This window comes from Nitratireductor basaltis, from assembly GCF_000733725.1.
GTDB lineage: Bacteria > Pseudomonadota > Alphaproteobacteria > Rhizobiales > Rhizobiaceae > Chelativorans > Chelativorans basaltis.
This window is the reverse complement of the sequence record NZ_JMQM01000001.1, coordinates 2283281-2295939: the sequence shown is the minus strand read 5'-3', so window position 1 is coordinate 2295939 and position 12659 is coordinate 2283281. Positions and strand designations below refer to the sequence as shown.

The following is a 12659-nucleotide window of genomic DNA, read 5'->3' as shown; positions in this document are numbered from 1 at the left end:
CCTCAGGTCAGCATGTCTTCCAGCGTCTCTAGCCGGTCAGCCTCGTGAGGCGGCTTGTCCCAGCGCAGGCGCGAGATGCGCGGGAAACGCATCGCAACGCCTGACTTGTGGCGTGTGGAGCGGTTGAGACCCTCGAAGGCGATTTCCAGAACCAAACCGTGATCGCGGTTTGCTCGGACCGAACGCACCGGCCCGAAACGCTCTATCGTGTTGTCGCGGACAAACTTGTCGATCTGCTTCAGCTCATCGTCGGTAAAGCCGAAATAGGCTTTCCCCACCGGCACGAGCACCGGGTCATCCTGTGGCCCTGACCAGACGCCGAATGTGTAATCGGAGTAGAAGCTCGACCGTTTTCCATGACCGCGCTGGGCATACATAAGCACCGCATCCACGGTGAATGGATCACGCTTCCACTTGAACCACGGTCCCTTGGGTCGCCCGGCAAGGTATGGCGCATCATGGCGTTTGAGCATGACGCCCTCGATGACCGGATGCGGCGGCTCGTGGCGCAGCCGGTCCAACTCGTCCCAATCGGAAAAGGTAACCACCGGCGAGAGATCGAAGCGCTCCGCGGGAAGCTTCGCCATGAAGGCTTCCAGCCGCTTGCGCCGCTGGTCAAAGGGCATCGAGCGCAAGTCCTCACTTCCCTCGACGAGAAGATCATAGCAGCGCAGGAAGACCGGATACTCCTTCATCATCTTCTTTGAAACGGTCTTGCGGTTCAGACGCTGCTGGAGGTCGGAAAAGCTACCCGTGTGATCGCGCGGATCGCCAACGAGAAGTTCTCCATCCAGGGCCGCGTTGAAGTTCATCGCTTCCAGAAGATCGGGGAATGCTCCGGATATGTCGTCGCCAGTGCGCGAATAAAGCCTTTGCACGCCATCTTCACAAACCGCCTGGATGCGGATGCCGTCCCATTTCCATTCCGCGCGATAATCCGACGGCTCAAGCGCGCGGTCGGGTTCCTGGAAAGCATGGGCCAGCATGACAGGGCGAAAAGGCGCCTTGGCTGCATTTTCAGGCTTCTCCGCCCAGCCTTCAAGCCAGGCGAAAAGGTCTTCGTATGGAGCTTCAAGCCCATGCCAAAGCTCTTCCAGCTCGGCCACATCCTTGTCCCCGAACTGCGCCAGGGCCTGTTTTGCAAGACGCGCGGAAACGCCGATACGCAGCCCGCCGGTGGCAAGCTTGATGGCGGCGAAACGGCCTGACGGTGTCAGCCGGTCGAGAAGATCGCTCATCACGGCTGGCGCGTCCGAGCGGCTGGTGGAGGAGAGACGATCAACCACCTGCGTCAGCGTCGGCGCCTGCACCTCTTCACCGCTGCCCGGCCAGATCAGCGACACGGTCTCCGCCAGATCGCCCACATAGTCATAGGAATAGGCAAAGAGCACATCATCCATGCGCTCGGTGGCGAGGCTTCGAATGAGAGCAGGCTTCACCGCTGGAAAATCAAGCCCGCCTGTCAATCCCGCAAGAGCGTAGCCGCGGTCGGGGTCCGGCGTGTCGCGGAAATAGTCGACCATCAGGCGCAGCTTGCCATTGCGCGATGGCGTCAGGACCAGGCGGTCGAGGAGTTCGGCAAAGCGCTCCATCATTCCGCCTCGTCTTCATAGCCGACAAGATGAAGTGGGCGGGCGGCTATACCCTGCAGCTCGCACCAGCGCACCAGCGCTTCCTCGCGTCCATGCGTCACCCACACCTCGCGCGCACCGGTGGCGTGGATGGTTTCGCAAAGCTCGTTCCAGTCCGCATGGTCCGATACGATCAGCGGCAGCTCGACCCCGCGCTGCTTGGCACGCTGGCGAATGCGCATCCATCCCGATGCGAAGCAGTCGAGCGGATCGGCAAATCGCCGTGACCAGCGGTCGGCCAGCGCCGAGGGTGGCGCGACGACAATCTGCCCCGGCAGCTTGTCCTTCGCATTCTCCATCGTGGCGGCGCGCAGTTCGCCCAGATCCACGCCTTCCCGCTGATAGTAATCGCAAAGCTTCTGCAGTGCGCCATGCAGATAGATCGGCGCGGTGTAGCCCGCCGCCCGTATATGGGCGATGACCCGCTGTGCCTTGCCCAGCGCATAGGCGCCGATGATGTGGGTGCGTTCGGGAAACTGCTTCAGCGAGTGCAAAAGCCGCTCGACCTCTTCTTCAACCGGAGGATGGACGAAGACGGGCAGCGCAAAGGTCGCCTCGGTTATGAAGATGTCGCAAGCGACCGGCTCGAATGGCAGACAGGTCGGATCGCGGCGGCGCTTGTAGTCGCCGGAGGCCACGATCTTCAGTCCGTTATGCTCGACGCTGATCTGAGCGGAGCCGAGCACATGGCCTGCCGGGTGATAGGTGACTTTCACGCCATTGACGTCGAGCGTCTCGCCAAGCCTTGCGGTCTGCCGCTGGCCTGCGAAATCCTTGCCATAGCGGATAGCCATTATGTCCAAAGTTTCGCGTGTCGCGAGAACATGGGCATGGCCGGAGCGGGCATGGTCGGCATGGCCGTGGGTGATGAGCGCGCGGTCAACCGGGCGCACCGGATCGATGTAGAAGTCGCCCGGCGGGCAATAAAGGCCTTCCGGCCGCGGGCGAAGGAGATCCTGTGCTTGCATGCGAAACAAGATAGGCGCTGAAGCGGCGAAAGAAAGATGCTTGCAAGCACGCAAAAGCTGCATCATAAGCGCGCGCCGATCACTCTCTGCGAACATCTTCAGATGAAGCCACTCTTCCTACCCTCGGGCGATCCGATTGCCGATCGCCGTGCCGATTATGCCGAGATGCTTTCCGCTTCAGGCGATCATGCTGCTGCAGCCGATCTCATGGCGCAGGCGGTGGAGTGCGCGCCGGAATGGCTTGGTGGCCAGTATCGCCTGGGCGAAATGCATGAAGCGGCTGGCAATCGCGAGGCCGCAGCAGACGCATTTCGCCATTGCCTGAGGCTCGACCCGAAGGATCGGCTGGGGGCCACATTGAGGCTGGAGCTTCTTGGCATATCCATCGGCATCGAGGCCCCGCCCAGCGCCTTCGTCGAAGCGCTTTTCGACCAATATGCGGAAGATTTCGACAAGTCGCTGGTGGAACGGCTCGACTATCGCGTCCCCGAGCTTCTGGCCGAAGCCATAGCAAGCCTGCCTCGCGAGGCAGGTGCAGGTTTCGCGCATGCTCTTGATATCGGCTGCGGCACAGGGCTGATGGGCGAACGGCTCCGGCACCATGTCAGCTTTCTGGAAGGCATGGACATCTCTGGCGAGATGCTGAAAAAGGCCGAGGAAAAAGGCTTCTATGACCGGCTCGCCCAGTCGGATCTGAACTTGGTGGAGCGGCTGGGTGCCTCTGTCGATCTCGTGGTCGCGGCCGATGTCTTCATGTATCTGGGCGCACTCGACCGCGTGATGCCGCTTGTGGCGGATGCGCTTTCGGCCGATGGCGTTTTCGCGTTTTCGGTCGAGGAACATACAGGCGAGGAAGATTTCTTCCTGCGCCCCTCGCGTCGCTTTGCCCATTCCCGCCCCTATCTGGAACGCTTGCTTGCGCGAAACGGCCTGGTGCTGGTCGACTGTCGCCGTGAAGTCATCCGCACGGATCGCGCAGAGCCGGTAACGGGTCTCATCTGCACCGCCAGACGTGATGTGATGGGCGATGCGGCAGCACTTGCCATACCTCTGCCCGATACCGAAAGCGCGCCGGCTCTGTAGAAAAAGCGAAGCTGCTGGTCTTGGCGGACGGCATGTTCTGCTTTAGTTCTGGAGCGTGACCAAGCCCATAGCGCCGACCGATATTCCTGAGAACCTGCTGCCGGAACAATTCGGGCGGTGGTTTGCCGCACGCGGCTGGAAGCCCAGACCACACCAGCTGGCGCTTCTGGATGCAACGCGGCAGGGCAAGTCTGCACTCCTGATCGCACCAACCGGCGCAGGCAAGACGCTGGCCGGGTTTCTGCCCGCGTTGACCGATCTTGCCACACGCACTCCGACGAAACCGGGTGAGGCTGCCCGCGGTATCCACACGCTCTACATCTCGCCGCTCAAGGCGCTCGCTGTCGACATTCATCGCAACCTTACCAAGCCGGTGGAGGAGATGGGCCTGCCGGTCACGATCGAAACGCGCACGGGCGACACGCCGTCTTCGAAACGCCAGCGCCAGAAGATCAAGCCGCCGGATATCCTGCTGACGACGCCTGAGCAGCTTGCACTTCTGATTGCCTCGCCCGATGCGGATCGCTTCTTCAAGGATCTGCGCTTTGTCCTTCTGGACGAACTTCACTCGCTGGTGACTTCCAAGCGGGGCCATATGCTGGCGCTTGGGCTGGCTCGCCTGCGCTCGCTCGCGCCCGATTTCCAGAGCCTCGGCCTCTCGGCCACAGTGGCAGAACCCGACGAACTGCGCCGCTGGCTGGTGCCTCAGAACCCGCCTGGAGCCATGGCGGAACTGGTCACGGTTGCCGGTGGTGCCAAGCCGCACATCACGATCCTCGAGACGGAAGAGCGTGTGCCTTGGGCTGGTCACTCCGCACGCTACGCCATTCCTGCGATCTATGAGGAGATCCGCAAGCACAAGACGACGCTGCTCTTCGTCAATACGCGCAGTCAGGCGGAATATCTTTTCCGCGAGCTGTGGCACATCAACGAGGATACGCTGCCCATCGCGCTGCACCATGGCTCGCTTGACGTCGCTCAGCGCAGGCGTGTGGAGAAGGCGATGGAGGACAATGCGCTGCGCGCCATCGTTGCCACTTCCACGCTTGATCTGGGCATCGACTGGGGGGACGTCGATCTCGTCATCCATGTTGGCGCGCCGAAGGGTGCAAGCCGCCTCGCGCAGCGCATCGGGCGTTCCAACCACCGCATGGACGAGCCGAGCCGCGCGATCCTTGTGCCCGCAAACCGCTTCGAGGTGATGGAATGCCGTGCCGCCCTTGAAGCGAATTATCTCGGTGCGCAAGATACGCCACCACTGGTGGACGGCTCGCTGGACGTGCTCGCTCAACATGTCTGGGGCAGGGCGGCGGCAGGGCCGTTTCACGAGGATGAGTTCTACCGGGAAGTGATCTCTGCAGCACCTTATGCGCAGCTCGACGCCGACACGTTTTCGCGCGTGATCGAGTTCGTCGCCAATGGCGGCTATGCGCTGCAGACCTATGAGCGCTATGCCCGGATCCGAAAGATGAAGGATGGCCGCTGGCGCATCAGCCATCCCCGTTTCGCCCAGCAATACCGCCTGAATGTCGGAACCATCATCGAGGCGCCCATGCTCAATGTTCGCCTGACGCGCCGGGGCGCGAAGGCAGGAAGCCCGCGCGGCGGCATGGTGCTGGGCAAGGTGGAGGAATATTTCCTCGAAACGCTGGCACCCGGCGACACTTTCATGTTCTCCGGTCGGGTCCTGCGCTTTGAAGGCATTCGCGAAAACGAGTGCTACGTCACCAACGCCTCCGGGCAGGATGCAATGGTGCCGTCCTATGCGGGCGGCAAGTTCCCGCTCTCCACCTATCTGGCATCACAAGTGCGCGCCATGCTGGCCGATCACGACCGCTGGAACGCGCTGCCCGAACAGGTGGCCGAATGGCTCAGGATCCAGGAACTGCGTTCGGTACTGCCGAAAAAAAGCGATCTTCTGATTGAGACATTTCCGCGCGGGCGAAAACACTATCTGGTTGCATATCCTTTCGAGGGGCGTCTGGCGCATCAGACGCTGGGAATGCTGCTCACCCGTCGGCTGGAGCGCGCGGGCGCAAGGCCGCTTGGTTTCGTGGCCAGCGACTATGCTCTCGCAATCTGGTCGATAAACGACATGAGCGCGATGATTTCTAACGGATTGCTTTCGCTTGATGCACTTTTTGATGAAGACATGCTGGGCGACGATCTGGAGGCATGGCTGGCTGACAGTTGGCTTTTGAAGCGCACTTTTCGCAACTGTGCGGTGATTTCCGGCCTGGTGGAGAAACGTCATCCGGGAAAAGAGAAAAGCAGACGGCAGGTGACCGTGTCTGCCGATCTTATTTATGACGTTTTGCGCGCGCATGAGCCGGATCACATCCTGCTTCAGGCAACATGGCGGGATGCGGCCACGGGTCTGCTCGACATAGCGCGCCTCGGCGAAATGCTGTCGCGCACCCGTGGCCGAATCATGCACAAATCATTGTCACGCGTCTCCCCGCTGGCCGTGCCGATCCTTCTGGATATCGGCAAGGAAGCCGTGCCGGGTGAGAGCGACGATGCGCTCCTGCGCGAAGCTGCTGATGATCTGATCGAGGAGGCGATGCACGAATGAATCCGATAGCCCGCCCTCCCGCGACCGAAATCACTCTCAATGGCGAGACCGTTCTTTGTGACGCAAGTGGTGCACTCTACTTGCCGGACGACCGCGTGTTGGTGATCTCCGATCTCCATCTGGAAAAGGGTGCTGCCTATGCCAGGCGCGGCCGTTTCCTGCCGCCCTACGATACGGCCGCGACGCTTGATCGGCTGGATGGCGTGCTCGCGCGCTATCAGCCTCGGCTCGTCATCAGCCTTGGCGACAGCTTTCATGACAGGCTCGGCTCGGGCCATCTGCCGCAGATATTCCGTGATCGCCTCAACGCGCAGATCAGGGGACGCGATTGGTGCTGGATCTCCGGCAACCACGACCCCGAACCGCCTGAAGAACTGGGTGGATTCTGTTCCGAGGCGCTGGCGCTTGGCGCGCTTGTTTTCCGTCACGAGCCCACAAGCGGCAAGGCCTCTGGTGAAGTGGCCGGCCATCTGCATCCCGGCGCGCGCATCGTGCGGCGGGGGCGCTCGGTCCGACGCGCATGTTTTGCCAGTGATGGCGAGCGCCTGATCATGCCTGCATTCGGAAGCCTGACCGGAAACCTGAACGTTCTGGATCGCGCATTTGCCGGAATCTTCACCGTCGAGCGGCTCATTGCTTATGTGCTTGGCGCTCAGATCTATCCGATCAACGCTTCTTCCCTGAAGCCTTCCTGATCAATCCTTGCGGAAGATCACCCGGCCAAGCCAGCCGGTGACGATTGCCAGAAGTACTGCGGCAAGGCCGTAGGCAAGGCCGTTTTGATGCGCGAACTCGAAGATGCGCTGCTCAAGGCCGGCCTTCTTGATGGTGAGTGCAGCTGAAGTCTCGCGGATGAAGTCCCCGTTGCGAAAGAGGAACGCACGAGCGCGATGCGTGCCGACGGGCACGTTCGGTGCAAGCTTCAGTGTCGCGCGGAAAAGGTTCTGGGACAGGAAGCGCACACCACCCGGCTGCTCCACATATAGACCCACCGCGTTCTTGCGGTCGCGCAAGGCCTCGGTGAAAGCCTCGATCGTGTTCTGGTTGCCGTCGGGATCAAGCGGCTGCAGGTGGATGTTGTCCGCCCTCAGCGCGAGGCGGGAATAGGCGGCAGGGGTGGTGATATCCTGCGGCTGGCGCGTCATCGCCACCGAATAGGACGCAGGCACATCCTTGAAGACGACCGATTGCGTGTTGATCCACATGCCCAGAACGCGCGATTTCTTGCGAACCACCACGGGCCGGGCCGGCCCTTCAAGCACGACTATGACATCATAGCGGCCCTGCCGCGCGATCAGCGGGTCGGCATTGTCCACCGCTCCGAAGATGGTGAGATTGGCACCTGCGAAATTCGAGGTGATCGCCACGCTGTCGGTGGAGAGGCCGATCTGGATGCTTTCGGGATCGCGCGGTTGCGCTGCAGCCGCAAAGGCGGTCAGTCCGATGAACGCTGCAGCCATTGCGATAGGAGCCGGCATGTCAAACCCCCCCGCCGCCGAGCGTGTAAAGGCTTGCCGGACGCACGAACAGGTCAAAGGCCAGACGCAGCGCGACGGTCAGCACCAGAAGCGCCAGAAGCGCGCGAAGCTGTTCGCCGCGCAGTTTCTGGCCCACACGCGCGCCATATTGCGCTCCTGCAACACCGCCCACCATCAGGAGGAAGGCTAGAACGACATCGACCGTCTGGTTTGCTTGCGCGTGAACCACGGTCGTGAAGGCCGCAACGAAGATGATCTGGAACAGCGAGGTGCCGATCACGACATTGGTTGGAACCTTGAGCAGATAGATCAGCGCCGGCACCATAATGAAGCCGCCGCCCACGCCCATGATCGAGGCGAGGAAACCGATGATCGCGCCCAGCGCCAGAACCGGAATGATGCTCACGAAGAGCTTTGAAGCGCGAAAGCGCATCTTGAGCGGCAGCTTGTGCACCCAGTTGTGCTGGCCGGGCTTGCGCAGCGAAGCGACCTGGCCGCCGCGCGTGCGCCGTATCGCCCGCACGCTCTCGATCATCATCAGCGATCCTACGGAGCCAAGAAAAGCGACGTAGAGCAGCGAGACAATGAGGTCGAGCTGCCCGAGGCTTCTCAGATAGGCGAATACATAGATGCCGATGGAAGAGCCGACGACGCCGCCCGCCAGCAGCACGCCGCCAAGCTTGAAGTCCAGCGTGCCGCGCTTGAAATGGACCAGCGCGCCGGAGAACGACGAAGCGATGACCTGATTGGCACCGGTCGCCACCGCGATCGCAGGCGGCACATTGTAGAAGATCAGAAGCGGGGTGATGAGAAATCCGCCGCCAACGCCGAACATGCCCGAGAGAAAGCCGACCGCACCCCCCATGGCGAGCAGAACCACCATGTTGACGGACATTTCCGCGATAGGGAGGTAGATACCCACCCGCGACACCCGAGCAGTTAGAAGCGAAAGCGAAACGCGTGGCGCTCTGCTTTCAGGTTGCGTTTAGTCGTTCTTGCGCCCTTGGCTGGCGGAAGTCAAACCGCACGGGGCGAAATCTCTGAAATCGTGCAACAAAATCCTGCCAGGCGGTTGAAAATCCTATTGCTGCTTCAACGCTTCATGTTTCTGCAGCAGCGCCCGCACGACCTGGTCGTTGACTTCGCCAGTGGCATCGAGTCCGTTGGCCTTCTGGAAGGCCTTCAGCGCCATGCGCGTCTTGTTGCCCATGATGCCATCGGGAGCACCGGCGTCGAAGCCAACCTGATTGAGAATGGCCTGAATGTTCTGGATGGCCTTCTTCATGTCGACACCGGCGGTCGTGTCCACGTCCTCGCCGACGCGCCATTCATCGCGCACATCGACAATATTGGCTTCGGCATCAGGTTCGCGAACCTGCCACAGCTTGGCCTTGCCCTGTGCCTTGGCCAGATCCGCCGGGGCCATTGCAGCAGCAATCTCGTCACGCTTGGAGGCTGCGTCCGGATCCCCCGCGCGTGAGGCTATGTCGAACCATTTGTAGGCTTCGCTGAGGTCACGCTGCACGCCCACGCCCTTGGCATAGAGAACGCCGAGATTGAACTGGCTGTCGGTAACGCCGCGATCCGCTGCTTCGATGAACCAGCGTGCTGCGGAATCATTGTCAGCCGCGCCGTCAGCACCCATCGCGAAAAGTACTCCGAGATTGTGCATGGCGCTTGCATTGCCCTGCTGTGCGGCAAGCTGGTACCAGGTCTTGGCCTTCTCGAAGTCGCGTTCGACGCCGGTGCCTTTCTCATAGAGATTGCCGAGCCGGTATTGCGCAGGGGCAAGACCCTGCTCGGCAGCCATCTCGTACCATTTTGCAGCTTCGGTCAGATCGGCTGCGATACCCCGGCCTTCGGCCAGGCGGCTTGCGATCTCGTAAATCGCCTCGGCATCACCTTGCGATGCAGCGACACGCAGCGCCTGCGGCTGAATGCCGGCGGGAATTGCAGACATGTCGATGACGGGCGCATCGAGGAGTTCTTCTTCCGCAACTGCTTCTGCAGCTTCGGGATCGGCTGCGGCCATTTCCATTTCAGGATCAGTCGCATCCCCGATCTCTGCTTCGGCAGCCACCGTCTGTGCGCCGGCAGAATCATCCGCGACCGCAGGTTCGGCAGCCGGCATGGCTGACGCGGCCTGGACCTCTTCTTCCGGTTCAACGACGCGAACATTTTCTGCTTCGCGCTCGGGCGGAAGCGGCTTGGCTTCAGCAAGGCTTTCTGCGTCGGCACTTCCGGACACGGCCTGTGCCATGAACTGGTTCTCGTCGCTCTGCAGGAATTTCTGGGCGGTCATGGCGCCACCTGCGATCACCGCAGCCGCACCAAGGGTCAGAAGCAACTGCTTCTTGCGGCGACCGATGATGTTGCCGATGCTGAAGCCGCCTTCGCCGGAACCGTCGGCGCTGGTTTTCTTGCGCGATACTTCTGCCTCTGCTGCTGCAGCCTGCGCGGCACGACGGGCGGCGGCAATGAAGTCGGCCTTCGCGGCATCTGAGCCCGCCGTGGCGGTTGCAGCCGCACTACCGGTTTCCTTCGCGGCTTTCTCATCGCGCACCCGGCGCATGATGGAATTGAGGTCGGGTGTGCCACTGCCCGGCTCAAGCGGCATGTCCAGGTGTTCCGCCTCGATTTCCGGCGCCTGGCCCTCGGGCTCGATCTCGAGCATGTCGGGCTCGGCGCGCACCTCGTCCGACTGTTGGGTCGCACGGCTCTTGCGCTGCCGCAGGGCGCGCAGTCCACCGAGCATGGATGATCTGGCGTTCGGCTTTGTCTCGGCTTCCTCGCCGCGATCATCGCGCAAGGCTGCTTCGGCAGCAGCCGCGGCGGCCTCCGCGGGCGTGCGCGGCAGCTGAGGCTCATCGAAATCGGCATAATCGTCGTCGCCGTCGGCAGGATTGAGACGCGGAGCGTCCTCGACATGCATCTTGAGCGCGGCAGCCTGTGCCTCGACTGAACCTGCTTCCAGGGAACCCAGGCGGTTGACGATCTTCAGAAGCGTATCGTGGATCGCCTCGAAGGTTTTCGTGTTGCGCTCATCGGATTTGCGCGTAAGCGCCTCGAGAGCCTGCAATTCGTCGCGCAGCCGCTCATCACCCTGAGCATTGCCGGAACCGAGTGCTGCAACCGCCTGGCTGGCAGCCTGGCGTGCAGCTTCCATCAGGGTTTCCCTGCTCTCGGATATGGCGCGCTCCAGGCTTTCAAGCCGTGGAGCAACGTCATCCGTTTCCGCTGTCGCGCCATGACCGGGCTGCGAAAGCTGCTGGGAGAGTAGTGCGACCTGTGATTCCAGATTGCGGATCACATCCTGATCGAACGAGGCATGCGAAGCGACCGCTGCGGACTGCTGCAGGCGTGATGAGATGTCTTCAAGACGCGCCTCGAGCGAGTGCACGAGCTGAGGATCGGAACCGGCCGCCTGCCTCTGCTCCATGCGCTCGGCAAATTCAGCAAGCCGACGGTCGATTGCCGCCATGACCGCACTGTCATCGGCTTTCGGTTGTGAATTCAGCTTGTCGTCCAGCGCCAGCAGGCGTCGCTCTAGATCCTGAAAGAGCGAAAAGCCCTGATGAATGGCATCTTCCTGGCGCTTTTCGATCAGGTCGGACAGATGTGCGAATCGCTCTTCCAGGCCTTGGAAAAGCTGGTCTGCATTGCCATGACTGCCCATGCTGTCCATGCGCTGCGCGATCTGGGTGATATGGGCGGAAAGCCGTTCAACCGCCTGTTCCGGCACGTCAATGCGCGTGGCTATGGTGTCGATGCGCTGTGTCAGTGCGTTCAGTCGCTCGGCAAGGGCCTCTGAAGGTCGGTCATTCGCAACTTCATCCAGCTGGGCGGCAAGCGAGCTTATGCGCGCTTCGATGCGCTCGAGCTGGCGGGAATCGACACCCGGCGTGCTGGTGGAAGCCACCGAAGCACTGATGGCGCGTGAAATCTCGTCCAGACGCTCTTCCACCATGGCGTAGAGATCCGGCTGGCTCTGCGAGCCCGCGAAATGCTCAAGGGCGGTGGCAAGCGTCTGTACACGTTCCTCCAGGGACCGCAGATTCATGGAATGCGGCAGGCTGGAGACAGCCTGCGCAATCTCTTCCACCCGATGGGAGAGCGATGCGAGTGCTGGATCGGAAGCCTCTCGCATGCCGTTGGCCATACGCTCTTCGAACGCATCCCAGCGCTGGTCGAGATGGCGAATGCTGTCTTCGCGGGCGAGGCTGGCGATCGAGCCCTTCACCTGCTCCAGTTCCAGGCGCAGCATCTTGAGGCTCTTGTCATCACTGCGTGAGGACAGGTGCTCGAGCGTATGGGAGATGCGTTCCAGTTCATCATGCAGGCGCGGGTCGCGGGGCGTATGATGCAGGGCCTCGGTGACCCTCGAGATCTCCTGGCGCAGGCCCTCAAATTCCCGGTTGAAGCCGGTATTGACCATCGCGCCCATGTCTTCGCGCAGACGCTGCAATTCGCGCGCGAGCTCGCTGATGGATGTAAGCGCCTGCTCCTGCTTGCGCGCTTCGGAGAAATCCTGCGCGACGCGCTCGAGACGCTGGCGGGGAGCGGCTTCCGGTGCTGACCAGCCGCGTTGCGGTGCCATCGGCTCGTGATGGTAGCGCTGTGGCGCATGGTGCGCATGATCGCTGAAGCGTGCTGCAGCTTCGTTGGATAGCGCGCGCATGCGCTCGGCAATGTCTTCTTCAGCTCGGCGGGGGCGTTCGCGAGGTTCAAGCGCGCGCTCCAGACGATCTTCCAGATGATCAAGCGTACGGTTGATCTCGTCGAGCGAATGGCCCGAGCGCCGCGTCCGCCCCTGATTGAGATTGTCCAGATATGACCGTTTGCTGTTCATCGAAACGCCCGCCTCTTCCCCGACCACATTCGGGTGCCGCAATTACCGGGATGAGAGAGCCTCGTTTCCAATTGG

The 12659-nt window shown here is 61.7% G+C and carries 8 protein-coding genes; 3 read left to right on the top strand and 5 right to left on the bottom strand.

Going from position 1 to position 12659, the window contains the following annotated elements; genetic code table 11:
• Positions 1–2: 2 nt before the first annotated feature.
• Both EL18_RS11075 and EL18_RS11070 read right to left on the bottom strand, forming a co-directional pair.
• Positions 3–1592 carry a cisplatin damage response ATP-dependent DNA ligase gene (locus EL18_RS11075; RefSeq protein WP_036484604.1) on the bottom strand — a complete coding sequence of 530 codons (1590 nt, stop codon included), beginning with the start codon at positions 1590–1592 and terminating at the stop codon, positions 3–5.
• On the bottom strand, positions 1592–2599 hold the full coding sequence (locus EL18_RS11070; protein ID WP_036484601.1) for a ligase-associated DNA damage response exonuclease: 1008 nt from the start codon (positions 2597–2599) through the stop codon (positions 1592–1594). The genes EL18_RS11075 and EL18_RS11070 overlap by 1 nt, the downstream gene beginning before the upstream one ends.
• A gap of 102 nt (positions 2600–2701) precedes the next feature.
• Here EL18_RS11070 and EL18_RS11065 point away from each other — a divergent pair, with 102 nt between their 5' ends.
• From EL18_RS11065 to pdeM, 3 genes are read left to right on the top strand one after another with little or no spacing between them, the layout of a single operon-like run.
• A complete protein-coding gene (locus EL18_RS11065; protein ID WP_051914209.1) occupies positions 2702–3682 on the top strand; it encodes a methyltransferase in 981 nt (326 codons plus the stop codon).
• Between the two features lie 55 nt (positions 3683–3737).
• Complete coding sequence (locus tag EL18_RS11060) at positions 3738–6257, top strand: ligase-associated DNA damage response DEXH box helicase (RefSeq protein ID WP_081871157.1); 2520 nt, start codon at positions 3738–3740, stop codon at positions 6255–6257.
• Positions 6254–6952, top strand: coding sequence for a ligase-associated DNA damage response endonuclease PdeM (pdeM, locus tag EL18_RS11055; RefSeq protein WP_036482923.1), 699 nt, complete (start codon positions 6254–6256; stop codon positions 6950–6952). Before EL18_RS11060 ends, pdeM begins: the two co-directional genes overlap by 4 nt.
• Here pdeM and EL18_RS11050 read toward each other — a convergent pair whose 3' ends face one another.
• From EL18_RS11050 to EL18_RS11040, 3 genes are all read right to left on the bottom strand, one after another.
• Entirely contained in the window at positions 6953–7735 is a 783-nt protein-coding gene (locus EL18_RS11050; RefSeq protein WP_036482915.1) for a TIGR02186 family protein, read from the bottom strand.
• Position 7736: 1 nt separating this feature from the next.
• Positions 7737–8657, bottom strand: a complete 921-nt coding sequence (locus EL18_RS11045; protein ID WP_036482906.1) for a sulfite exporter TauE/SafE family protein — start codon at positions 8655–8657, stop codon at positions 7737–7739.
• A gap of 159 nt (positions 8658–8816) precedes the next feature.
• A complete protein-coding gene (locus tag EL18_RS11040; RefSeq protein WP_036482904.1) occupies positions 8817–12584 on the bottom strand; it encodes a peptidoglycan-binding protein in 3768 nt (1255 codons plus the stop codon).
• Positions 12585–12659 lie beyond the last annotated feature (75 nt).